This is a genomic window from Variovorax sp. OV329 (genome assembly GCF_900114785.1).
Lineage (GTDB): Bacteria > Pseudomonadota > Gammaproteobacteria > Burkholderiales > Burkholderiaceae_C > Variovorax.
This window is the reverse complement of the sequence record NZ_FOUG01000009.1, coordinates 1-22,982: the sequence shown is the minus strand read 5'-3', so window position 1 is coordinate 22,982 and position 22,982 is coordinate 1. Positions and strand designations below refer to the sequence as shown.

24 protein-coding genes and 3 tRNA genes are annotated in these 22,982 nt (G+C 68.1%); 17 read left to right on the top strand and 10 right to left on the bottom strand.

Annotated elements, in window-relative coordinates:
• Positions 1–19: 19 nt before the first annotated feature.
• The 4 genes from BM345_RS16530 to tssA all read right to left on the bottom strand — a co-directional run bounded on the left by BM345_RS16530 (position 20) and on the right by tssA (position 3,771).
• Positions 20–502, bottom strand: coding sequence for an Hcp family type VI secretion system effector (locus BM345_RS16530; protein WP_093381441.1), 483 nt, complete (start codon positions 500–502; stop codon positions 20–22).
• 139 nt (positions 503–641) lie between these two features.
• Positions 642–2,141, bottom strand: a complete 1,500-nt coding sequence (gene tssC / locus BM345_RS16525) for a type VI secretion system contractile sheath large subunit (RefSeq protein WP_093381217.1) — start codon at positions 2,139–2,141, stop codon at positions 642–644.
• Positions 2,142–2,181: 40 nt separating this feature from the next.
• Entirely contained in the window at positions 2,182–2,691 is a 510-nt protein-coding gene (gene tssB, locus BM345_RS16520; RefSeq protein WP_093381215.1) for a type VI secretion system contractile sheath small subunit, read from the bottom strand.
• A gap of 39 nt (positions 2,692–2,730) precedes the next feature.
• On the bottom strand, positions 2,731–3,771 hold the full coding sequence (gene tssA / locus BM345_RS16515) for a type VI secretion system protein TssA (protein WP_093381214.1): 1,041 nt from the start codon (positions 3,769–3,771) through the stop codon (positions 2,731–2,733).
• A gap of 71 nt (positions 3,772–3,842) precedes the next feature.
• On the opposite strand from tssA, the gene tssJ reads away from it, so the two are divergent.
• Positions 3,843–4,358 carry a type VI secretion system lipoprotein TssJ gene (tssJ, locus tag BM345_RS16510; RefSeq protein ID WP_093381212.1) on the top strand — a complete coding sequence of 172 codons (516 nt, stop codon included), beginning with the start codon at positions 3,843–3,845 and terminating at the stop codon, positions 4,356–4,358.
• A gap of 9 nt (positions 4,359–4,367) precedes the next feature.
• Here tssJ and BM345_RS16505 read toward each other — a convergent pair whose 3' ends face one another.
• Together BM345_RS16505 and BM345_RS16500 are read right to left on the bottom strand one after the other, a co-directional pair.
• Positions 4,368–5,438 carry a type VI secretion system protein gene (locus BM345_RS16505; protein WP_093381211.1) on the bottom strand — a complete coding sequence of 357 codons (1,071 nt, stop codon included), beginning with the start codon at positions 5,436–5,438 and terminating at the stop codon, positions 4,368–4,370.
• A gap of 4 nt (positions 5,439–5,442) precedes the next feature.
• A complete protein-coding gene (locus BM345_RS16500) occupies positions 5,443–6,753 on the bottom strand; it encodes a DotU family type IV/VI secretion system protein (RefSeq protein ID WP_093381209.1) in 1,311 nt (436 codons plus the stop codon).
• A gap of 246 nt (positions 6,754–6,999) precedes the next feature.
• On the opposite strand from BM345_RS16500, the gene BM345_RS16495 reads away from it, so the two are divergent.
• A complete protein-coding gene (locus tag BM345_RS16495; protein WP_093381208.1) occupies positions 7,000–7,692 on the top strand; it encodes a response regulator transcription factor in 693 nt (230 codons plus the stop codon).
• Positions 7,693–7,807: 115 nt separating this feature from the next.
• On the opposite strand, the gene BM345_RS16490 is transcribed toward BM345_RS16495, so the two are convergent.
• Positions 7,808–8,416, bottom strand: a complete 609-nt coding sequence (locus BM345_RS16490; protein ID WP_093381206.1) for a hypothetical protein — start codon at positions 8,414–8,416, stop codon at positions 7,808–7,810.
• Positions 8,417–8,588: 172 nt separating this feature from the next.
• The gene (locus tag BM345_RS16485) at positions 8,589–10,061 is read right to left on the bottom strand and encodes a hypothetical protein (protein ID WP_139237537.1); all 1,473 of its coding nucleotides are present in this window, start codon (positions 10,059–10,061) and stop codon (positions 8,589–8,591) included.
• 307 nt (positions 10,062–10,368) lie between these two features.
• On the opposite strand from BM345_RS16485, the gene BM345_RS16480 reads away from it, so the two are divergent.
• Complete coding sequence (locus tag BM345_RS16480) at positions 10,369–11,016, top strand: phosphoglycolate phosphatase (protein ID WP_254789785.1); 648 nt, start codon at positions 10,369–10,371, stop codon at positions 11,014–11,016.
• Here the strand turns inward: BM345_RS16480 and BM345_RS16475 are convergent.
• Positions 11,013–11,600, bottom strand: coding sequence for a chalcone isomerase family protein (locus tag BM345_RS16475; RefSeq protein ID WP_093381202.1), 588 nt, complete (start codon positions 11,598–11,600; stop codon positions 11,013–11,015). The two genes, BM345_RS16480 and BM345_RS16475, sit on opposite strands and share 4 nt — an antisense overlap.
• Before the next feature lie 270 nt (positions 11,601–11,870).
• Between BM345_RS16475 and trpE the strand changes: the two genes are divergently transcribed.
• From trpE to BM345_RS16435, 8 genes are read left to right on the top strand one after another with little or no spacing between them, the layout of a single operon-like run.
• On the top strand, positions 11,871–13,373 hold the full coding sequence (gene trpE / locus BM345_RS16470) for an anthranilate synthase component I (protein WP_093381200.1): 1,503 nt from the start codon (positions 11,871–11,873) through the stop codon (positions 13,371–13,373).
• A complete protein-coding gene (locus BM345_RS16465; protein WP_093381199.1) occupies positions 13,370–13,762 on the top strand; it encodes a GxxExxY protein in 393 nt (130 codons plus the stop codon). The genes trpE and BM345_RS16465 overlap by 4 nt, the downstream gene beginning before the upstream one ends.
• Positions 13,759–14,343, top strand: a complete 585-nt coding sequence (locus tag BM345_RS16460) for an aminodeoxychorismate/anthranilate synthase component II (RefSeq protein WP_093381197.1) — start codon at positions 13,759–13,761, stop codon at positions 14,341–14,343. The genes BM345_RS16465 and BM345_RS16460 overlap by 4 nt, the downstream gene beginning before the upstream one ends.
• A gap of 11 nt (positions 14,344–14,354) precedes the next feature.
• On the top strand, positions 14,355–15,407 hold the full coding sequence (gene ltaE, locus BM345_RS16455) for a low-specificity L-threonine aldolase (RefSeq protein WP_093381196.1): 1,053 nt from the start codon (positions 14,355–14,357) through the stop codon (positions 15,405–15,407).
• An 11-nt stretch (positions 15,408–15,418) separates the two neighbouring features.
• Positions 15,419–16,066 (top strand): LysE family translocator, encoded by a 648-nt coding sequence (locus BM345_RS16450; protein ID WP_093381194.1) that lies wholly within the window; start codon positions 15,419–15,421, stop codon positions 16,064–16,066.
• A gap of 23 nt (positions 16,067–16,089) precedes the next feature.
• The gene (gene trpD / locus BM345_RS16445) at positions 16,090–17,130 is read left to right on the top strand and encodes an anthranilate phosphoribosyltransferase (RefSeq protein WP_093381193.1); all 1,041 of its coding nucleotides are present in this window, start codon (positions 16,090–16,092) and stop codon (positions 17,128–17,130) included.
• Positions 17,131–17,132: 2 nt separating this feature from the next.
• Positions 17,133–17,933, top strand: a complete 801-nt coding sequence (trpC, locus tag BM345_RS16440; RefSeq protein WP_093381191.1) for an indole-3-glycerol phosphate synthase TrpC — start codon at positions 17,133–17,135, stop codon at positions 17,931–17,933.
• On the top strand, positions 17,930–18,643 hold the full coding sequence (locus tag BM345_RS16435) for a uracil-DNA glycosylase (RefSeq protein ID WP_093381190.1): 714 nt from the start codon (positions 17,930–17,932) through the stop codon (positions 18,641–18,643). The genes trpC and BM345_RS16435 overlap by 4 nt, the downstream gene beginning before the upstream one ends.
• Positions 18,644–18,656: 13 nt before the next feature.
• Here the strand turns inward: BM345_RS16435 and BM345_RS16430 are convergent, their stop codons facing one another.
• The gene (locus BM345_RS16430; protein WP_093381188.1) at positions 18,657–19,673 is read right to left on the bottom strand and encodes a LacI family DNA-binding transcriptional regulator; all 1,017 of its coding nucleotides are present in this window, start codon (positions 19,671–19,673) and stop codon (positions 18,657–18,659) included.
• A 118-nt stretch (positions 19,674–19,791) separates the two neighbouring features.
• Here BM345_RS16430 and BM345_RS16425 point away from each other — a divergent pair, with 118 nt between their 5' ends.
• From BM345_RS16425 to BM345_RS16400, 6 genes are all read left to right on the top strand, one after another.
• Positions 19,792–21,204 (top strand): SDR family oxidoreductase, encoded by a 1,413-nt coding sequence (locus BM345_RS16425; RefSeq protein WP_254789771.1) that lies wholly within the window; start codon positions 19,792–19,794, stop codon positions 21,202–21,204.
• A 36-nt stretch (positions 21,205–21,240) separates the two neighbouring features.
• Entirely contained in the window at positions 21,241–22,233 is a 993-nt protein-coding gene (locus BM345_RS16420; RefSeq protein WP_254789770.1) for a Bug family tripartite tricarboxylate transporter substrate binding protein, read from the top strand.
• 112 nt (positions 22,234–22,345) lie between these two features.
• Positions 22,346–22,431, top strand: a tRNA-Tyr gene (locus BM345_RS16415).
• A gap of 107 nt (positions 22,432–22,538) precedes the next feature.
• A tRNA-Gly gene (locus tag BM345_RS16410) sits at positions 22,539–22,612 on the top strand.
• Positions 22,613–22,663: 51 nt separating this feature from the next.
• Positions 22,664–22,738 (top strand) — tRNA-Thr (locus BM345_RS16405).
• 80 nt (positions 22,739–22,818) lie between these two features.
• Positions 22,819–22,982 (top strand): GTP-binding protein (locus tag BM345_RS16400; RefSeq protein ID WP_254789784.1); only part of this gene is annotated, 164 nt, incomplete at its 3' end.

The following is a 22,982-nucleotide window of genomic DNA, read 5'->3' as shown; positions in this document are numbered from 1 at the left end:
ACGGCTGTCGCCCGCCGCCTTACATCTTCTTGTTCGCCGGAATGTCCCATCCCGCCGTCTTGGCCGCGCCGCCGGCGCCCTTGGCGTCCTGCGGGCTGTACTCGTACTTGAACTTGGCGAAGTTGAGCGACACGTTCTCGGTCAGGCGGTCCTCGCCGCCGCTGCCGCCTGTGCTCACCGATGACACGATCAGGTCGCTCAGCGTGATCTTCAGGTACTCCAGCGGGTTCTCGCCAGCCTTGCGAACCACCAGCACTGCCTCCTCGATGTGCTTGCCATTGCAGCAGGCCAGCAGCAGGGCGTTGGAGGCCGAGTCGATGTACTTCGTGAAGCTCATGTCCTGCACGTTGACCTTGCCGGCACCGGCGCCACCGCCTACATGCGCGCTGCCCGATTGGGACACCCCCCAGCTCCAGGCCAGCACGTCGATCTCTTTCTTGTGCTTGTCGTCGGACGACTCGCCTTCGACGTCCTTGATCCTGATAAACATGTCTACGGCCATGATGCGCACCTTTCGGATGTATGAATAAGTCGAAGCTGGCTGCCGGGCCGCGGCGCACCTTGCACAGCGCCCCGGAGCTACCTGGAGAACGAAAGCGGGGCGGCCGAATTCAAGGACATCGGCCAAAAAAACGAGGCGCCTACTTGCCGCCCTTGGCGGAAGGCAGCTTGGACACCAGCCGCAGCGACACCGTCAGCCCTTCCAGCTGGTAGTGCGGGCGCAGGAAGAACTTGGAGGTGTAGTAGCCGGGGTTGCCCTCGACCTCTTCCACCACCACCTCGGCAGCCGCCAGCGGACGGCGCGCCTTGGTCTCTTCCGAGGAGTTGGCGGGGTCGCCATCCACGTAGTTCATGATCCATTTGTTGAGCCAGCGCTCCATCTCGGCGCGCTCCTTGAAGCTGCCCACCTTGTCGCGCACGATGCACTTGAGGTAGTGCGCGAAGCGGTTGCAGGCAAACAGGTAGGGCAGGCGCGCCGCCAGGTTGGCATTGGCGGTGGCGTCGGGGTCGTCGTACTCGGCCGGCTTGTTCAGCGACTGCGCGCCGATGAAGGCCGCGAAGTCCGAGTTCTTGCGGTGGATCAGCGAAAGAAGGCCTGCCTTCGACAGCTCCGCCTCGCGCCGGTCGCTGATGGCGATCTCGGTGGGGCACTTCTGGTCCACGCCGCCGTCGTCGCTCGGGAAAGTGTGCAGCGGCAGGTTCTCCACCGCGCCGCCCGACTCGATGCCGCGGATGCGCGAGCCCCAGCCGTACATCTTGTAGGAGCGGTTGATGTTGGTGGCCATGGCATAGGCCGCGTTGGCCCACGAATAGCGGCTGTGGTCGGCGCCGGTCGTGTCTTCCTCGAAGTCGAAGTCGTCGATCGGGTTGGTCTTGGCACCATAGGGCGCGCGCGCCAGGAAGCGCGGCATGCACAGGCCGATGTATTTCGAGTCGTCCGACTCGCGCAAGGACCGCCACGCGGCGTACTCGGGCGTGGAGAAGATCTTGGTCAGGTCGCGCGGGTTGGCCAGCTCCTGCCAGGACTCCATCTGCATCAGGTTCGGGCTTGCGCCGGTGATGAAGGGCGCATGTGCCGAGGCGGCGATCTTGGCCATCTCGCCCAGCAGCTCCACGTCGGGCGGGCTCTGGTCGAAGTGGTAGTCGCCCACGATGGCGCCGAAGGGCTCGCCGCCGAACTGGCCGTACTCCTGCTCGTAGACCTTCTTGAACAGCGGGCTCTGGTCCCACGCCGTGCCCTTGAACTTCTTGAGCGTCTTGTGCAGCTCCTTCTTGCTGATGTCCATCACCCGGATCTTCAGGTTCTCGTCCGTCTCGGTGTTGTTCACCATGTAGTGCAGGCCGCGCCAGGCGCTCTCGAGCTTCTGGTAGTCCTCGTGGTGGATGATGCGGTTGACCTGCTCGGTGAGCTTGGCGTCGATCGCGGCGATCATGGCCTGGATCGACTTGGTCACGTCCTTGCCCAGGACCTGCGTATTGGCCAGCGCCTGCTGCGCCAGCGTCTGCACGGCTGCCTCGACGGCGCTGCGCGCCTCGTCGCTGCGCGGCTTGAATTCCTTCTGCAGCAGCGACGAGAAGTCGCTTCCTTCGTACGCGACGTCTTTCAGCGCGCTTTCCTGCTGGGTGGCGGCATCTGCCATGGTGGTACTCCTCGAGTTCGGTGGATGAGGCGGGGGGCGCTCAGGCAGCGTCGGCCGGCTTGGCGGTGGAGGCCAGCGTGTTGAGCAGCTCGGGGTTGTCCAGCACCTTGGCCAGCAGCTCCTCGGCACCGCCCTTGCCGTCCATGTAGGTGACCAGGTTCGACAGCTGGTTGCGCGCCTCCAGCAGCTTGTTCAGCGCATCGACCTTGCGCGCCACGGCCGCGGGCGAGAAGTCGTCCATGTTCTCGAAGGTCAGGTCCACCTTCAGGTTGCCCTCGCCGGTGAGGGTGTTGGGCACCTCGAAGGCGGCATGCGGCTTCATGGCCTTCATGCGCGAATCGAAGTTGTCCACGTCGATCTCGAGGAACTTGCGGTCCGCCACCGGCTGCACCTTGTCGGGGTCCACCGGCTTGCCCGAGAGGTCGGCCAGCACACCCATCACGAAGGGCAGCTGCACCTTCTTCTCGGCCCCGTAGAGCTCCACGTCGTATTCGATCTGGACCCGGGGTGCCCGGTTCCGGGCGATGAACTTCTGACTGCTGGTGGCCATGTGTGCTCCTTGCGGGTGAAAGGGGGGAGAGCGGTGCGCTTACTCGGATTCGGAAGCCTGCTTGCCCGTGACCATCTCGATGGTGTCGAGCGCGTTGGGGGCCAGGTCGGCCATGATTTCGAGGAAGCTCACGCCGATGAGCTTCTTGGCGCGCGAGATCAGCAGCGGCGCCGGGTTGCCGGGCTCGGCCTGCTCCAGGTAGCGGATCACGCGGTCCAGGGTCTGCAGCGCGTCCTGCCGGCTGCGGATCTCGCCGCGCGCTGCGGCCGGTGCGGTGCCGGCGCTGCCGGCGTCAGCGCCCGATGCATCGTCCGATTCGGCGGCGTCTTCTGCCGCGACCGCGCCGCCCAGGTGGGCGCAGGCCTTGGCCAGCATCCCGCAGATGCCGCGCAGCGGTGCCAGGTCGACCGCGTCGCTGCGGCCGGTGCGTTCGGACAGCAGTTCCTGCAACTTCTTCACTTGGGCCCCCAGGCCGGCGAGCGTCTGGACGGCCTGCGGTGATTCGGCGTGGATGGATTCGAGCGCGCCGTCGACCTGCGACAGCGAGAACCCGGCATCGCCACCCACCGCGGCCAAAGTGCCGTGTGCGATCGCGATGTCGCGCACATGGATCGGGCCGATGCCGCGTGCCACGCCCACGCGTGCGTCGTACAGGTCGCGCAGCACCGTGCTCTCGTCGGCCAGCGGCGCCAGTGCGTTCAGGCGCATGGTGGGGTCGTTGTCGTCGTCGGCGTCCAGTTGCGGATGCAGGTCGTCCCAGTAGCGCTCGAGCAGTGCGGTGAGCAGGGCCAGGCCATGGCCGAAGCCCTCGACGCCCTGCATGCGCGTGCTCGCACGCATGAGCAGGATGGCGGGCCGCGCGTCCTTGGTTCGTGCGAGCAGTTCCTGCGCCTGCTCCGACACCTGCCGCCACTCGGGCTCCACCGCGGCAATCACCGTGTCGCCGAACTGCTGCTCGGGCTTGCCCTGCGAAGCCGATTCGAGCGCGGTGAATGCAGGGTCGTACTCGAGGTTGTCCCCCGCTGGCGATGCCTCGCTGATGGGCGCCTGCAAGGCGTCGACGAGTTCGGGTGTGAGCATGTTGTCGCTTCGCGTTCGCCAGGGATAATCAAAGATGCACCCAGCACGGTCAATGCAACGAAGGCAATAGCATGCAAGACACCGGAACAAGCCATTCGCCCTATGGACGCTCCCTTTCCCGCAGCGGCCGCCGGGTCGCGCTGCTGATGGGGCTGGCGCTGGTCGCGGCATCGTGCGGTGCGCCGCCGCCCAAGCCCGTGGTCACGCCGGTCTCGCTGAACCTGGTGGCCGCCAAGGACGCCAATCCGGATGCACGCGGGCGTGCCTCGCCGCTCACGGTGCGCGTGTATGTGCTCAAGGCGCCCGGGCCTTTCGAAGGCGCCGACTTCTTCTCGCTCTATGACAAGGACCAGGCCACGCTGGGCGCCGAGATGGTCAAGCGCGAGGAGCTGCTCATCAATCCGGGCGAAAGCAGGAAGCTGGAATTCACGCTGGAGCCCGATGCGAAGAACATCGCGGTGCTCGCGGCCTACCGCGACCTGGAGCGCGCGCGCTGGCGCGACCTCAAGCCGCTCGAGGTGGGCAAGCCCAACAACTTCACCGTCGATCTCGCTGCGCGCCAGGTGCGCATCGAATCCGGCAAGTAGCACCCCGCCTTACTTGCGGAGGGTCGGGAATGCGCGCTCCAGCGGAAAGAAGCGCGTGAACAGTTCGGTCACGAAGGCGGGAGCACGGCTCTGCCCTTCGGGCGCCGCGACGAAGTAAAGGGCACGTCCGCGCAGCCGGTAGGGCGCGCCGCCGGGTGCGAACAGGCGCTTGAGAAAGCTGCCGAGCCCTGCCTGCAGCGCAAGCCACTGGACGAAGAACTCGTGCACCGCGAGCCGGCCCGCCGCATCGGTCTGCTGGCACAGCAGTGTCATGCGCAACGCGCGCAGCCGCTGCGACAACTCGCCCAGCACATCGTCGATGACCACCAGCGTGCCCGCCGGCACGCGAAAGCCCACCGCCTGCGCGAGCACGTCTTCGGGCAGCGCGTCGCGCACCGCGGCGTAGCCGGGCAACCGGTCCAGGCCGGTGATCAGCACCTGCGTGGGCAGGCGCATGCGCAACTGGTGCGACGCATCGTCGGCCCGCTCGCGCAACCGGGCGGCCAGATCGGAGGCGACCTCCGGCCCGGCCAGCAGGCTGCTCGCGTCCACGCACAAGGCGATGCCGTCCAGCGGCAAGGTGCCGCGGCGCTCGGCCAGCAGGAGCAGGCCCTGGTACCAGGCGGACATGAGCGCGCGCGAGCCGGGCGTGTCCTGCGCCGGCGCGGGCTCGATCAGTCGCGGGTCGGTCTCGATCGCCACCACCTGCGGCATGAGCCACCAGCGCCAGAAGCTGATCGACGCATCGCCATGGGGTGCGCGGCCTTCCCGGTTGCTCGCCGCCGCGGCCAGCAGGTCGGACACGCGGCTTGCGCGGTCGCCCAGAAAGAGCATCCAGGGTCGCGCATAGAGCGCCTGCGGCCGCAGGCGCGCCGCGCCGGGCTGCAGGGCCTCGCGCGCCTGGCCGAAGGCCTGCTCCAGGGCCGGATGGACGACCCCACCGCTGCGCGCGTGCGCCGCGCGAAGGCTGCGCTGGCGCGCCCATCGCCGAGCACCGCGTGCCACCCACCACAGCAATGCGAGGGCCAGCAGGCTGGCGGCGCTCACCTGCCACAGGAGATGGAACTGCGCTTCGCTCACGGCCTCAGCGCTCCACGGTCTCGAGGAACAGGAACTCCGCCAGCAGACGGTCGGCACCGCGGTTGGCCGCCAGCATCTCGCGCAGGCGCAGCAGGTAGGCCGAGGCGAGTTCGAAGGGCGGTCGGTCGGCCGTCTCCGAGAACGGCGCCGGGGAGGCGATGGCCGCGATCATGACCGTGCCGAAGGGTGGGCTCACCAGCCAGCTCGCCGGAATGTCGCGGCCCAGGTCGATCTGCGTGTCGGCCGGCAGCCGCAGTTGTCCGCGCCCGGCCTGGAAGTGCAGCACCGAGCCGTCGGCGGTGTAGTAGTCGACCCAGATGTTGGCATCGAAGCTGGCCTGCGTCAGGCGCAGCACCACGGCGTCGCCTTCCCGCAGCCGCCCTTCCAGCGCGCTGGGCGCGCGGATGCGCAAGCCGTATTCCTTTTCGCGGTTGCGCATCTGGTAGGGCTTGAGAATGGCGTAGACCTCGCAGTGCGGCCAGATGCGAACGCCCAGTTGGAACTGCGGCGAGCGCACGCCCGCGATGGCGGCGACGTCGCGCCGCACCGCCTCGAGGTCCTCACGCTTGGAGACGTAGCCCCGCACCTTCACCATGCCGTCGGATTCCACCTGCGCGCTGAGATCGGCACAGGCGTAGCGCTGCAGGTGCTCGTCGATGCGCTGTGCCAGCGGCGGCGGCGCCTCGCGCGGGGTCGCCAGGTTCAGCCAGGCCAGCAGCAGCACCGGTGCCAAAAGGGCGAGCAGGCCGCCGCCCCACAGCACGGCGCGCTCGCGCGCCAGCGGGTTGGCGGGCATCGGCGGATCGGCCACCGCGTAGGGTTGGGGCGTGATGTGCTCTCGCGCCAGCGCCTGCAGGTCCAGGGGCGGGTGGGTGAGCTGGCGCCCGTGCAGCGCCTTGAGCTTGCCCAGCTCGCCCGCGTCGCTGGTCTCGAAGTAGTACTGGCCGGCAAAGCCCAGGGTCATGGCGTGCCAGTAGACCTCGCGCAGCTCGTCGTCCTGCGGCTGCAGCGCCGAGAGGTGATGGAAGAACTCGGTGTGCGCGTTTCGCGAGTTGAACAGCTGCAGCTGCAGCGGCTCGTAGGCTTCGCCGCTCTCGCTGGCCCGGTGCGCCAGCCGCTCGTCGATCCAGGCCACCATGGCGAATGCGGCCGACTCCACCGTGGTCGCCGGATAGTCCGCCCCGGCGGCCCGGGCTCGCGCGGCCTCGATCAGGCGCAGGGCCTCCACGCGCTGAGCGAGCACGGGCCCGGACCCCGCATCGATCGAGAGCCCGAAGGAGACCAGGGAGGAAAAGCAGTCAATCAGGCGAGTCATGACGCTCGCCCCCTCGGGCAGCGATGGCAATGGCTTTGCGCCGGCAGCTCAGGCAGACGCTCATCGTCCCCACCGCGTTGATGTTGTGGCGGCCATTGTTGGGGCGCCGCAGGCGCAGGCACCATATCGCGTGGGAGCTATGTCGTTCGACGGGCGGGCCGCCTTGCTGCAAGCGACAATCGCCGTTATCGTTAGCCAACCCCCTGATGGGGGTTCCTGTCAAGTATTCGGAGGCCCAGGAACACCATGAAAATTCTGATCGCCGACGACCATCGGCTCGTCACCGAGGCGGTCAAGACCAAGTTGTCGGAAATAGAGCCGGGCATCGAGTTCTGCGTGGCCGCGAGCGCCGACGAGCTGATGCGCACCGTTTCCGACGACGTGGATCTCGCCGTCGTGGACCTCAGCATGCCGGGTGCCGAAGGCTATTCGCACATCGACGAACTGCGCCGGCGCCATCCCAGCGTGCCGGTGATCGTGCTGTCGGGCTACGAGGACCCGGCACTGATGCGCGGCGCGCTGGAGCGCGGGGCGCTGGGCTTCATTCCCAAGGCGTATTCGCCCGAGGTCATGCTGTCCGCCGTGCGGCTGGTGCTGGCCGGTGGCGTCTACGTACCGCCCATGATGCTGTCGGCCGTGCCGCCGGGCGTGGTGGCCGGCGGCTCCGGCGAAGCACAGCCGGCTGCTGGCGGGGCGCGATCCGCAGGGGGCTCGGCGACCCTGGAGAGCCTGCGCAACGTGCTTACCGAACGCCAGGTCGAGGTGCTGCAGCTCTTGTCGCAGGGCAAGCCCAACAAGCTCATCGGCCGCAGCCTGGGCATCAGCGAAGGCACGGTGAAGATCCACCTGGCGGCCATCTTCCGCGCGCTGAACGTGCGCAACCGCACCGAGGCGGTGGTGGCTGCACAGTCGCTGACCGAGGCCTCCGCGCACGGCTGAAGTCCGCGCCCGCTCCCTTTCGCGGCGCCGCGGACTTTCTCCCGAAACAATCAGGCCTGCCGCCGTCCGCGAGGACGAGGGCAGGCCTTCGCGCCTTGTGCCTGGAAAGGCGTGCTCAGGTCTTGGCGGGGCGAACGCGCACGGCCACCGATTCGGTGATGCGGGCACCCACCTGGTCGCCCACCTTCACTTCCTTGAGCACGGCCGGGTCCTTCACGCTCACGTCCACCACCTTGCCCTCGGGGCCGCGCAGCGTGACGATCTTGCGCTTGAGGTTGACCGCCTCGACGTTGGCCACCACGGTGGTGGTCTTGACCACGACGCCGCCGGGCTTCGCGCCAGGGGCGGAACGGGCGGCGTCCACGCTCTCGACCTTCTCGCGGATGCCGTCGCCGCCCTTGAGCAGGGCGAGCGCCACACCGACGCGGTAGGTCAGGCGCACGCGGTCGCCGACCTTGACCTGGTCGAGGTTGCGCACGCGCTCATCCACCCGCATGTCGGACTGGTTGCCCTTGGGGCCCTTGATCGTGACGATGCGGTTGGCCACGTCCACGGCGGTGATCTCGCCCACCACCGAAACCACCACGCCCTCGCCCGCCGCGTCGACCACCTTCACGGGCTTGGCCGCGTCCTGGGCTTGCGCCGGTGAGAGCAAGCCGATGCCCAGTGCCATGGCGGCGGACAGTGCAACCAGCGAAGGCTTGAAAGAAATCACTCGCTTCATCCTCGAACTCCATACTAGGTTGTTGTGGCGCCGGCATCGTAGCAGCGGGGCGGGATGAAAGGTGGTGAAGATCACCGGCGGCCGCGCAAGCCGGCGCACCAGAAGCGAAAAACCCGGGCACGCCGGCCCGGGTTCGCTCAAGAAGAAAAGGCTCGGCGGCCTTTCCTTGCCTTCACTCGAAGGCGAAGTTGCGCGCTGCAGTGGTCTTGACGCGGACCTTCTTCAGCTTCCATTGCACGGCGGCGGTGGTGGCGCTGTCGCCGAGGACCACGATGGCGCCGCGGTAGGGCTTGCCGCAGGTGGCGGGTGCGCCGGTCGCCAGGCCGGCGGCGGTGTCGCAGGCCGAGTCCGCAGTCTTGTCGCGGAACATGCCGCCGTCGCCCGTCACGCCGTCGACGATGCAGGCGTTGGGGTAGGTGCTGAAGTCGAAGCCGTCGAGCGTCTCGCTGCCGTCGTAGGTCGGATTGATCGCCACGGAGCCGACCGACGTGCCTCCCGACACGCGCCAGCCGGGCGTGGAGCGGGTGAAGTTGATGGTCGACAGCTCGGTCGCGGAGATCGCGGACGGGGCTTTCTGGATGAAGTTGACGAACGGGTCGTAGATGAAGATGCGGTGGCGCTTGCGCACATCGTCCAGCGTGGCGCTGGCCGACAGCGGCGTCGCGTCGCAGTTCAGGTCCACAGTGAAGTTCATATAGGCGTACACGTTCTTGCCACCGGCTGTTGACGGCCCGCTCAGCTGGAGCGAGATGTCCTGCAGGTCCTTCAGCTTCGTCCCCGCCAGGCCCGGCAGCTGCAGCACCGCCTTGTTGCCGTTGCCGCCGCCGACGAAGCTGCCGGCGGCGCTGGTCCCTGCGGCAAGCGTCATGTTCAGAACGCCGGCATCGACGGACAGCGAGGCGTGGTTGAGCTGCGGCATGGCCGAGGCCGTCAGTTCGGCGGCGCTGAACACATGCGTGTGCGGCACCGGCACCTCGGCGCCGGCGCTGCCCGCGAAGGCCGTGGCCAGGTCGGCCAGCGATTGGCTCTCGTCCTTCAGCGAGCGCATCAGGCCCGCGATCAGGTCGTCGTGGGCGTCACCCGCCTGCGGCTTGAAGGCCGAGGTCAGCGGGTTGCCGTCCACCGTGGTGTAGCCCGCGGACTTCAGGCTGGCGTTGACGCTGGCCAGGCCGGTGTCCAGCGCCTTGGCCGCGGCCGACAGTGCAGTGGCATTGCCGGCCAGGGCCGAAGGCAGCGCCTGCGCCGCGCTGGCGGTCACCAGTGTGGTCAGCGGCGTGACGTTCAGCGCGCTGGCCTTGTCCAGGGCCACCGAGTAGAGCGACTGGCCGGCAGGCAGCGTGGCGCCGGACACCGTGACCAGGCAGGGGAAGGCCTGGTTGGACAGCTCCAGGCGCCAGTTGCCGTTGGCATCGGTGGCGCCGTTGAGCGTGGCACCCGACGCGCATTGCGCCGTCACGGATGCGAAAGCCACGGGCGAGCCGACGGCGGCCATGCCGCTCAGGTAGGACTGGGTGACGCCCGGGGTCTGGTTGCCCGATGGGCCGGCTGGCGCAGGGGCGCTGCTGCCGCCGCCTCCGCCGCCACAGGCGGCAATGGCCATCAAGGCGGCCGAGGCGAGGAGGGAACGCGTGAGAGTTCGTCTCATTTTTTTTAGTCGGAAATAGTTACTGCCGGATTGGCTTCCATGTGTAACTAGAACTGCCGGCTTGTTCGCAGCGGCGTCGTACGCGAGCGTGAATATTTCGCGCAATCGTCAACAAGCATTGAATTGAGCGTTGTTTCCCCTTCACATCGCTCATTTGAATGCCGGGACGCCGAGGTAGCGCCGTCCCGGAATCCTGCACACGCGCCCCCTAGAATCGGCGCCGATGCACCCCCAGGAGATCCAGCCCGACGCCCGCATTGCGGACCTGTTCACCCGTCTTCGCTCCGGTGGCGCGCTGGAAGCAGCCATGGTCGATCTGGACGGCACGATGGTTGACACGCTGGGCGACTTCGCCGTGGCCTTGAACCTGATGCTGGACGAGTTGCAACTGCCGCGGGTGGAACCGGCGGCGGTGGAATCGATGGTGGGCAAGGGCTCGGAGCACCTGATCCGTTCGGTGCTGCGCCATGTGCGCGAAGGCCGGGAAGCCGACGCCGCGCTCTTCGATGCGGCCTGGCAGCGCTATTCGCGCCACTACCTGCAGATCAACGGGCAGCACTCACGGGTGTATCCCGGCGTGGTGGAGGGCCTGCGCGAGTTGCGTGCGCGGGGCCTGCGCCTGGCCTGCCTGACGAACAAGCCCGGCGAGTTCGCCAAGCCGCTGCTGGCGGCCAAGGGACTGACCGGCTATTTCGACTTCGTCTTCGGCGGCGACGCCTTCGACCGCAAGAAGCCCGACCCGCTGCCGCTCCTCAAGAGCTGCGAGGCGCTGGGCACCCGGCCCCAGCGCACGCTGATGATCGGCGACTCCAGCAACGACGCCCAGGCCGCGCGTGCTGCGCGCTGCCCGGTGCTGCTGGTGAGCTACGGCTACAACCACGGCGAGCCGGTGCACGACGTCGATGCCGACGGCGTGATCGATTCGCTCGCCGACCTGGCCGGACTTGCGCGCTAGGAAGCGTTGCCCAGGAGGGCGTCCTTGAGCTTGTAGTCGGCGGGCGAGGGGCCCAGCCAGATGCGCATCAGCGCGTTGAAGAAGGCCTGCTCCTTCACCGGCTCGCCCTGGGGCACGCCTTTGACGCTGATGACCGTGCCCTTGCCGGGTACCCAGTCCACGTTGAAGGTGTCGCCGGCCTTCAGGTTCTTCTGGTCCGAGAACACCTGGCTCATGCGCAGCAGGCCCGGAATGAGCTGTGCCATCTCGCTCTTGGGCGAGTTGTCTTCCACGCCGCGGGTGAAGAGCTTGCCCAGTTCGTTGGCGTCGATGTCGCGCAGCATCGTGATGGACATGCGCTTGGCGCCCGGCGCGGCCAGCACCTCGTCGGTGGTGCCGGATTTCTTGCCCAGGTAGAGGCTTGCCGTGTAGACCTTGAACACCGCCTTGAAGCGGATGCCCGCCCCGTTGAGCTGCAGCTTGCTGCCGCCCAGCTCGATCGCGTCGTCGATCTTGACGCCGGCCAGGTCCAGGGGCGCGGCGTGGGCGCCGGCCAGGGCGGTGGCCAGTGCGCCGAGGGCAATCCAGCGCGTGAGTCGACTCATCTTCTGTCTCCAGTCATTGCTTGATCCGAACAATGTATCAATTTGTACTCGCCTTGCCACTCGTATAAACTCTCTCGTCCATGTTCATTCATCACGTCATCCAGACAGGTCAAGGCCGGGGAGCCTGGCCCTGGCGTACGCCAAAGTCGCAGTCTGTTTGACCTGCGCGGCGCCATGCCGCGCGCCCGTGGCCCTGTTCATAAAAGGGCCAGTTTTCGTGAATGATTGCCGCCCGAGCCTGTTGCGCCGTGCGGACATGGAGACCTCCCCGTGATCACCGAACTCGAATTCAAGAGCCTCAGCGCCCAGGGCTACAACCGCATTCCGCTGATGGCCGAGGCCTTTGCCGACCTCGAGACCCCGCTGTCCCTCTACCTCAAGCTGGCCAACTCGAAGGAGGGTGGCAAGTACAGCTTCCTGCTCGAATCCGTCGTCGGCGGCGAGCGCTTCGGCCGCTACAGCTTCATCGGCCTGCCTGCGCGCACGCTGCTGCGCGCCAGCGGCTTCGGCGATGAAGCGCTCACCGAGGTCGTGACCGACGGCAAGGTGGTGGAAAGCGCCCGCGGCAATCCGCTGGACTTCGTCGCCGCCTACCAGAAGCGTTTCAAGGTGGCGCTGCGCCCCGGCCTGCCGCGTTTCTGCGGCGGCCTGGCCGGCTACTTCGGCTACGACACGGTGCGCTACATCGAGAAGAAGCTCGAGAAGAGCTGCCCGCCCGACACGCTGCACTGCCCTGACATCCTGCTGCTGCAGTGCGAGGAACTGGCCGTCATCGACAACCTCTCGGGCAAGCTCTACCTGATCGTCTACGCCGACCCCTCTCAGCCCGAGGCCTACGCCAATGCCAAGCGGCGCCTGCGGGCGCTGCGCGAGCAGCTCAAGTACTCGGTGAGCGCGCCGGTGGTCAAGCCCACGCAGGCGCATCCGGCCGAACGCAGCTTCGCCAAGGCCGACTACCTGGCGGCGGTGGAGCGGGCCAAGGAACTCATCGCCGCGGGCGACTTCATGCAGGTGCAGGTGGGCCAGCGCATCAGCAAGCGCTACACCGAGTCGCCGCTGTCGCTGTACCGCGCGCTGCGCTCGCTCAACCCCAGCCCCTACATGTACTACTACCACCTGGGCGATTTCCACGTGGTGGGCGCATCGCCCGAGATCCTGGTGCGCCAGGAGAACACCGGCGAGGGCGAGCAGAAGATCACCATCCGGCCGCTGGCCGGCACCCGCCCGCGCGGCGCCTCCATCGAGCTGGACAAGGCCGCCGAGCAGGAACTGGTGAACGACCCCAAGGAGCGCGCCGAGCACGTGATGCTCATCGACCTGGCGCGCAACGACATCGGCCGCATCGCCAAGACCGGCACGGTGAAGGTGACCGAGGCCTTCGCGGTGGAGCGCTACAGCCACGTGATGCACATCGTGAGCAACGTCGAGGGCACGCTCAAGGACGGCATGGCCGCCATCGATGTGCTCAAGGCCACCTTTCCGGCCGGCACGCTCACCGGCGCGCCCAAGGTGCATGCCATGGAGCTCATCGACCAGCTGGAGCCCACCAAGCGCGGCCTGTACGGCGGCGCCTGCGGCTACATCAGCTACGCAGGCGACATGGACGTGGCCATCGCCATCCGCACCGGCATCATCAAGGACCAGACCCTGCACGTGCAGGCGGCGGCCGGCGTGGTGGCCGACTCGGTGCCCGAGCTGGAATGGAAAGAAACCGAGGCCAAGGCGCGTGCGCTGCTGCGTGCGGCCGAACTGGTCGAGGAGGGGCTGGAATGAGCGCGCCAACCGATACCCAGGGCGACTTCTCGCACGAGATCATCGGCGCGGCGGTCGAGGTTCAGCGCGTGCTCGGCACCGGGCTGGACGAAGGCGCCTATGCCGCCGCGCTGGCCATCGAGCTCGCCGAGCGCGAGATCGGCTTCACGCGCGACGTGGCGCTGTCGGCCAGCTACAAGGGCCGTCCGCTCGGCGAGGTCTGCAACGCGGGCTTCGTGGTCGAGCAGTCGGTCATCGTCGAAGTCAAGGCAGTCGACGTGCTGACCGACCTGCATCGCACGCAGGCCCAGGCCGCGCTGCGTCTCTCGGGCCTCAAGCTGGGGCTTCTGATCAACTTCAACGTGTTCCCCGTCGTCAAGGGCGTGCACCGGATTGTGAGCAAGCCATGAAACTGCTGATGATCGACAACTACGACAGCTTCACCTACAACATCGTCCAGTACTTCGGCGAGCTCGGTGCGGACGTTCAGGTGCACCGCAACGACGAGATCACGGTGGAGCAGATCGGCGAGCTGATCGCCTCCGGCGTGGCGCGCCTGGTGGTGTCGCCGGGGCCCTGTTCGCCGGCGGAAGCGGGCGTCTCTGTGGCAGCGATCAAGGCCTTCGCGGGCAGGCTGCCGATCCTGGGCGTGTGCCTGGGGCATCAATCCATCGGTGCGGCCTTCGGCGGCAACATCATTCGCGCGCAGCAGCTCATGCACGGCAAGACCAGCGAGATCACGACCACCCGCGAGGGCGTGTTCGCCGGCCTGCCGGAGCGCTTCACGGTCAACCGCTACCACTCGCTTTCCATCGAGCGCGCCACCTGCCCCCAGGACCTGGCCATCACCGCCTGGACCGACGATGGCGAGATCATGGGCGTGCGCCACACCGGCTTCGCGCACGAGGTGCGCATCGAAGGCGTGCAGTTCCATCCCGAATCCATCCTCACCGAGCATGGCCATGCCATGCTGAAGAACTTCCTGTCGTAGGAGCAACGAACATGAGCACGCCCCAGCTGGTCGACCTGCGCAGCGACACCGTCACGCAACCCACGGCCGCGATGCGGGCCGCCATGATGGCGGCGCAGCTGGGCGACGACGTGTTCGGCACCGACCCCAGCACCAACGCGCTGCAGGAGAAGATCGCCGGCCTGCTTGGCTTCGAGGCGGCCCTCTTCGTGCCTACCGGCACGCAGAGCAACCTGTGCGGCATCCTGTCGCACTGCCAGCGTGGCGAGGAATACATCGTGGGCCAGCAGGCGCATTGCTACCGCTGGGAAGGTGGCGGCGCCGCGGTCTTCGGCAGCGTGCAGCCGCAACCGCTGGAGCACCAGGCCGACGGCAGCTTCAAGCTTTTCGACATCGAGGGTGCGATCAAGCCCGACGATGCGCACTTCGCGCGCACCCGCGTGCTGGCACTGGAAAACACGCTGGGCGGCAAGCTGCTGCCCTTCGAGTTCGTGCAGGCCGCCACGAAGCTGGCCAAGGACAAGGGCCTGCAGCGGCACCTGGACGGCGCGCGCCTCTTCAACGCAGCGACGGCGCAGGCAGCACAGACGGGGCGCACGGTTCACGACGAGGCGAAACGCATCGCGGGGTGCTTCGACAGCGTCTCGGTGTGCTTCAGCAAGGGGCTGGGCGCGCCGGTCGGCTCGGCGCTGTGCGGCACGCGCGAGTTCATCGCCCGCGCGCACCGCATCCGCAAGATGGCCGGCGGCGGCATGCGCCAGTCGGGCCTGCTGGCGGCAGCGGCATCGCATGCGCTGGACCACCATGTGGAGCGGCTGGCGCAGGACCATGCACTGGCGCGCCGGCTGGGCGAAGGCCTGGAAGGCATCCCCGGCCTCACGGTCGAGGCGCCGCACAGCAACATCATCTTCGTGGACATGAGCGACGAGCTGAAGCCGCGCATGAACGAGTTGCTGGCGCACCTGAAGTCGCAGAACATCCTGGCAACGGGGCTGTACAAGCTGCGCTTCGTCACGCACCTGGACGTGGACGAGGCGGGCGTGGAGCGCGCCGTCGCGGCCATCCGGCAGTTCTTCCGCGCCTGAGCAACAGCGCCATGCCGGACACGCCCGCACTGCTGGCCTTCATCGCGGCCGGCCTGCTGCTCAACCTGACGCCGGGGCCGGACGTGTTCTACATCGTCAATCATGCGCTGCGCAGCGGCGTGCGGGCCGGACTGGTGGCTGCCCTGGGCATCACGGCTGGCTGCTGCGTACACATCGCGGCGGCGGCCATCGGCGTGAGCGCGCTGGTGGCGGCATCGGCCACCGCCTTCACCGTGCTCAAGTGGGTGGGCGCGGCCTACCTGGTGTACGTGGGCGCGACGATGCTGCTGTCGCGCGGCAAGCCGGCTTCATTGCCGGTGGCTGCTGCGGCGCCGGCCACCGCCTCGCTCTGGGCGGTGTTCAGCCGGGGCTTCCTGACCAACACGCTCAATCCCAAGGTGGCGCTGTTCTTCCTGGCCTTCGTGCCGCAGTTCATCCCGCATGGCGCGCCGCATCCCTCGCTGAGCTTCCTGCTGCTGGGCCTGCTGTTCAACTTCAACGGCATGTGGGTCAACTTCGGCTGGGCCGGCGCTGCTGCCTGGATGGCACGGCGCGTGGGCCTGGTGGCCCGCGGCGTTCGCTGGCTCGAGCGCGTGGCCGGCGCCATCTTCATCGGCTTCGGCATCCAGCTCGCGCTGGCCGACGCCCCAAGACATTGACCGATTTTCGCGGAGACACTCTCATGTCCATCACACCCCAGGAAGCGCTACAGCGCACCATCGAGCACCGCGAGGTGTTCCACGACGAGATGCTGCACATCGTGCGGCTGATCATGAGCGGCGAATGCTCGCCCGTCATGATGGCCGCGCTCATCACGGGCCTGCGCGTGAAGAAGGAAACCATCGGCGAGATCACGGCCGCCGCGCAGGTGATGCGCGAGGTGGCGACCAAGGTGCCGGTGGCCGACACCACGAACCTCGTGGACATCGTGGGAACCGGCGGCGACGGCTCGCACACCTTCAACATCTCCACCTGCTCCATGTTCGTGGCGGCCGCGGCGGGCGCCAAGGTGAGCAAGCACGGCGGGCGCAGCGTGAGCAGCAAGTCGGGCAGCGCCGACGTGCTGGAGTCGCTGGGCATCAACATCAATCTCAAGCCCGAGCAGATCGCCGCCAGCATCGCCGAAGTCGGCATCGGCTTCATGTTCGCGCCCAACCATCACCCGGCCATGAAGAACGTGGCGCCGGTGCGCAAGGAGCTGGGCATCAAGACCATCTTCAACATCCTGGGTCCCCTCACCAACCCGGCCGGCGCGCCCAACATCCTGATGGGCGTGTTCCACCCCGACCTGGTGGGTATCCAGGTGCGTGCCCTGCAGCGCCTGGGCGCCGAGCATGCGCTGGTGGTCTACGGCCGCGACGGCATGGACGAGATCTCGCTGGGCGCCGCCACCATGATCGGCGAGCTGCACAACGGCGAGATCCGCGAGTACGAACTGCACCCTGAGGACTTCGGCTTCGCCATGTCCAGCAACCGCTCGCTGCGCGTGGAGACCCCCGAGCAGTCCAAGGCCATGTTGACCGGGGTGCTGAACGGCGACGCCGGCCCGGCGCGCGACATCGTGCTGCTCAATGCCGGTGCCGCTCTCTATGCAGGCAACGTGGTGGACAGCATTGCCGCCGGCATCGAGCGCGCCCGCTCGGCCATCGACTCCGGCGCGGCCAAGGCCAAGCTGGCGCAACTGGTGGCCTTCACCACCGGCGCAGCCGCAAAGGGAAACTGAACATGTCGGACATCCTGAACAAGATCGTTGCCGTCAAGCACGAGGAAGTGGCGGCGGCGAAGAAGCGCACCTCGCTGGAGAGCATCCGATTCGACGCCGAGAGCCGCGTGCTCACGCGCGACTTCGTGGGCGCGCTGCGCAGCAAGATTGCCGCCGGCCAGGCCGGCGTGATCGCCGAGGTGAAGAAGGCCAGCCCCAGCAAGGGCGTGCTGCGCGAAGACTTCATCCCGGCCGACATCGCGCAGAGCTACGCCGAGGGCGATGGCACGGTGAGCGCGGCCTGCCTCTCGGTGCTGACCGACAAGCAGTTCTTCCAGGGCGGCATCGACTACCTCAAGCAGGCGCGCGCCTCCTGCGACCTGCCGGTGCTGCGCAAGGACTTCATGGTCGACGCCTACCAGATCTACGAGTCGCGGGTGATCGGCGCCGACGCGGTGCTGCTCATCGCCGCCTCGCTGGACGACGCGCAGATGCGCGACTTCGAGGCCATCGCGCTCGGTCTGGACATGGCGGTGCTGGTGGAGGTGCACGACGAGGCCGAGCTGGAACGCTCGCTCAAGCTCAAGACGCCGCTCATCGGCGTGAACAACCGCAACCTGCGCACCTTCGAGGTCTCGATCGACAACACGCTGGCGCTCCAGGCCAAGGTGCCGGCCGACCGACTGCTGGTCACCGAATCCGGCGTCACCACCCGGGCCGACGTGACGAAGCTGCGCGAGGCGGGCGTCAACGCCTTCCTGGTGGGCGAGGCCTTCATGCGCGCCGAGGAACCCGGCCACGCGCTGGCCGCCCTCTTCCGATGAACCCCACGCAGCTGGCCAGCGCCGATCCGGCGCAGTGGCCCGTCGCGCCCGGCTGGCAGCCGCTGGTCGGCGAGTTCTTCGCGAATGCCGTGGGCCAGCGCCTGCAGGGCTTCCTGCAGCAGCGCCTGGACGAGGGCGCGGTGATCTTCCCGCCCCGGCCGCTGCGTGCGCTGGAGCTGACGCCGCCGGAGTCGGTGCGCATCGTGATCCTGGGCCAGGACCCGTACCACGGCCGCGGCCAGGCCGAGGGCCTGGCTTTCTCCGTGGCGCCTGGCGTGGCGCTGCCGCCTTCTCTGCGCAACATCTTCAAGGAGATGCAGCGCGACCTGGGCGTGGCACCGCCGGCCTTTCCCGATCCGGGCGGCAGCCTGGTGAAGTGGGCGACGCACGGTGTGCTGCTGCTCAACACCTGCCTGACGGTGGAGGAGGGCCAGCCGGCCAGCCACGCCGGCCGCGGCTGGGAGGTGCTGACCGACGCCGTGATCCGCCACGTGTCGCAGGGCGAGCGGCCGGTGATGTTCATGCTCTGGGGCGCGCATGCACAGGGCAAGCGGGCGCTGATCGACGCCTCGCGGCACAAGATCCTGCTGGCCAACCACCCGTCGCCGTTGTCGGCGCTGCGCCCGCCCATCCCCTTCATCGGTTGCGGGCATTTCGGGCAGGCCAAGGCCTGGCGCGAGGCACAGGCCGCGCCGGGTTCCGCCGCCTAGGAGCGGCGCGCGCTCAGCGCCGGCCCGGCGCCGGGCCGCAGGAATCGCGCACCACCAGTTCGGTCTCCACCTCCACGCGTTCGGGCGCGTGGACGCCGGGCTCGTCCAGGCGGCGCAGCAGCAGTCGCGCGGCCGAGCGGCCGACTCCGTCCAGGTCCATGCGCAGGCAGGTCAGTGGTGGATTGGCCAGTTCCATCATCTCGGTCGATCCGATGGCAATGACCGAAAAGTCCTCCGGGATGCGCAGCGAGCGCTGGCGCAGCGCATGCAGCGCGCCGGAGAGCAGGCGCGTGCCCAGGCAGATCAGCGCGGTGGGAGGCCCGGGCTGGTCCAACAGGCGCAGCAGGGGATCGCGGCCGTCGTCCAGCGGCGAGGCCAGGGTGGGCACGTGGCGCATGTCCGCGTTCAGGCCAGCCTGCCGGAACGCGTCCATGTAGCCTGCCACGCGTTCGCCGCCGGGCACCCGGTCCAGCGCCGGCGTGAACAGGGCGATGCGGCGATGCCCCAGTGCCAACAGGTGGCGCACCGCCGTGCGCATGCCGTTGCGCCGCTCCATGCAGACCCGGTCCATGCTGGGCACGTCTCGGTCGATGAGCACCAGCGGCAGCCGGTTGCCCTCGTAGTGCGCCGCCGTCGCAGCGACCGGGTGGAAGGAGGCGCCGACGATGGCGCCGTCCAGGGCGCAGCGCTGGAAAGTCTGGATCACCGCCTGCTCGCGCTGGATCTCGTTCTGCGCATCGGCCAGCAGCATCATCCGGCCCCGCAGCGACAGCTCGCGCTCGACCGCCGCCACCACCCGCGCATACATCGGGTGGCGCATGTCGTTGATGAGCATCCCGACAGTGTTGCTGCGGCCCAGACGCAGTCCGCGCGCCTGGGCATTGGGCTGGTAGCCCAGGCGCCGGGCGGCGTCGTGCACGCGGCTGCGCAGGTCTGCGCTGACGTGCTTGCCGTTGTTCAGGGCACGCGACACCGAGCCCGGCGCCACGCCGGCCTCGCGCGCCACGTCCAGGACCGAGATGCGCTTCATGGGCTGGAGGCTGCAAAGTTTTTAGGATTTCGGAAAACGATTTTAGGGTTGGCCTGATTGGTTGAAATCAAGGAAAACGAGAGCATTCGGAAATCGATTTCAACTGCATTGGAGACCCATGGCCCGCCTGCCCTTCTTCGACCTCGACGCCGTGCCCGGCACCCTCGGCGACACCCTGCGGGCCCGCCCGCCCCTGAACCTCTACAAGGTGCTGCCCCACGCGCCCGAGGTGGCCGAGGGCTTCCTCGCGCTGGGCGGCGCCATCCTGCGCAAGTCCTCGCTGTCGCCCGCGCTGCGCGAGCTGGCCATCCTGCGCGTGGGCGCCCTGTGCGACGCCTCGTACGAGATCCACCAGCACCGCCGCGTGGCCCGCAGCGCCGGCGTGCCGGACGAGAAGATCGAAGCCGCGCTGGCCGACCCCGCCAGCCCGCTGTTCGATGCCCGCGAACGCGCCGTCCTCGCCTTCACCGACGCCGTGGTGCGGCAGGTGAAGGCGCCCGAGCCGCTCTATGCAACGCTCGCCGCCCACTGCTCGGCCCAGGAGCAGATGGAGCTGGTCGTGACCATCGGCTTCTACATGCTGGTCAGCCGCCTGCTGGAGAACCTGGAATTGGAGGTGGAGGACGAAGATGCGGCGGCGGCCATCGCCGCCCATGTGGCCCAGGCCCCGACGCCGGCTCCGGTGCCGGCCGACCCGGTCCGCCAGCTCTTCGCCCCCGCCTTGGGCCGCGCGCGACCCGCGGGCCGGATGGCCGGCCGCCGGGTACTCGTCGTCGGGGGCGGCCAGCGGCCGACCGTCGACGAGCAGCCGCCGGTCGGCAACGGGCGTGCGATGACGCTGCTCTTCGCCCGGGAAGGCGCGGCCGTGGCCTGCGCCGACATGGACCTCGCCAGCGCCGAGGAGAGCGCCGCGCGTGCCCGCCGCGAGGGCGGCAGGGTCCACGCCCTGCAGGCCGACGTGTCGCGCCCCGAGGAGATCACCCGCATGGTCCGCGAGGCGGTACAGGTCCTGGGCGGCCTGGACGGGCTGGTGCTCAACGTGGGCATCGGCAACACCAGCCGCTTCGGCACCGAGACGGCGCAGGCCTGGGATGCCGTGATGGACGTGAACTTGCGCGCCCACATGCTCTGCGCGCAGGCGGCGGCCGAGGTCATGGAGGAGGGCGGCTCCATGGTGTTCGTGTCCTCCACCGCGTCGCTGTCGCCGCTCACCGGCATTCCGGCCTACGAGTGTTCGAAGGCGGCGCTGGCGGCACTGGGACGCGCTGCCGCCTACGCCACCCATGGCCGCGGCCTTCGCGCGAATGTGATCGCGCCGGGGTTGATCGACACGCCGCTGGGCCGCGACGCTTCGCGCAACCGGCCGGCGCGCGCGGCCCGGCCGCTGCCGTTCGGGCGTCAGGGAACAGGTTGGGAGGTGGCGCATGCGACGCTGTTCCTGCTTTCCTCCGAGGCGTCCTACGTCAACGGCCAGGTGCTGGTAGCTGATGGCGGGCTGTCCGTCAGCGTGGTCCGGCAGCCGGCGGCCTGAGCCGCACGATTCAAATTCACGGAGGCAGACATGCAAATGGCAGAGATTTCGCGTCGGCAGATCCTGGCCGCATTGGGTGGGGCTGCCCTGCAAGGGCGGGTGCTGGCGGCTGCCGAATCCCCCTGGCCCAGCCGGCCGATCCGCATGCTGGTGCCCAGTGCGGGCGGCAGTGGCGCCGACCTGATGTGCCGCTTGTTCAGCGACCAGCTGAGCCAGGCCCTGGGTCAGCCGGTCGTGGTGGACAACAAGCCCGGGGCCAACGGCATCCTGGCCGCCGACCTGCTGGTGCACCAGCCGGGCGACGGCTACACGCTGGGCTGGCTGAGTTCCTCTTCCACCGTCATCAACCAGGCGCTCCAGCCCAAGCTGCCCTTCGACGTGACCACCGACCTGGTGCCGGTGGTGCAGGTGGGCGCTGGCGGCATCCACCTGGTGGTGGCGCCGGATTTCCCGGCGAAGAACCTGGCGGAGTTCGTCGCGGTCGTGAAGGCCAGGCCGGCCGATACCTACGATTACGGCAGCTGGGGAATCGGCTCCACCGGCCACCTGATGATGGAGTGGCTCAAGGCGAAGGCGGGGTTGCAAATTCGCCACGTTCCCTACAAGACCGTGCCCCAGATCTACCAGGACCTGCAGGGCGGCAACATCCAGATCGCCTGGGTGGACGCCAGCTCATCGGTGCCCCTGATCAAGGCGGGCAAGCTGCGCGGCATCGCCATGAGCGCCAGCCGGCGCGGGCCGCAACTGCCCGACCTCCCCACGCTGACCGAGCAGGGCTATCGATTCGAGGCCGACGCCTGGTACGGCGTCTTCGCTCCCAAGGGCACGCCTGCACCCGTCGTGGCGGCGGTCAACCGCCACATCCGTGCGGCGCTGCTGGCGCCCGCGCTGGAGAGCCGCCGTTTCCAGCTGAACCTGAGCCAGGACACGCCCCAGCGCTCGCCCGAGGAGTTCGCCCAGGTGGTGCGCCAGGACCTCAAGGTCTGGCAGGCCATCGTCCGGGAGAACGGCATCCGGATCGAGGGATAATCGAAGGCTTTGCTGCACGGAGTCCGGCGGGGCACTCCGCCGCGGCGTTGCGCTGGGGATCGGGGTGGCCTTGAGCGGCCGGTCCTGCGCATGCTATACTCTGAGGCTCGCCGGAGAGGTGGCCGAGTGGTTAATGGCAGCAGACTGTAAATCTGCCGGTTTATACCTACGCTGGTTCGAATCCAGCCCTCTCCACCAGCGAACAACAAGGATTTCTGCAGGACGCTTTTAGATAACGGACGGACGGCGAATCTCGGGGCTTGAACCCGGCTTGTGCAGGTGGCCTTTGAGGGTTTGCCTGCGATGCGGGAGTAGTTCAATGGTAGAACCCCAGCCTTCCAAGCTGATGACGCGGGTTCGATTCCCGTCTCCCGCTCCATGAGAGGTTCTTGGTCGTCCGGCGTGCTGCTTGGTTTTTGACAGGTTTATTGCCCTTTTGGCTCAGTGGTAGAGCACTCCCTTGGTAAGGGAGAGGTCGCGGGTCCGATTCCCGCAAAGGGCACCATTTTCGGGTCGCGCCGTCCAACGTCCGGGCGGCCGGCCCGCTGTAGTTGTACTGAACCAGTTTTTTTCGGAGTCGAGAAAATGGCAAAAGGTAAGTTTGAGCGCACCAAGCCCCACGTGAACGTGGGCACGATCGGTCACGTCGACCACGGCAAGACCACGCTGACGGCGGCCATCGCCACGGTGCTGTCGGCCAAGTTCGGCGGCGAAGCCAAGGCCTACGACCAGATCGACGCGGCTCCCGA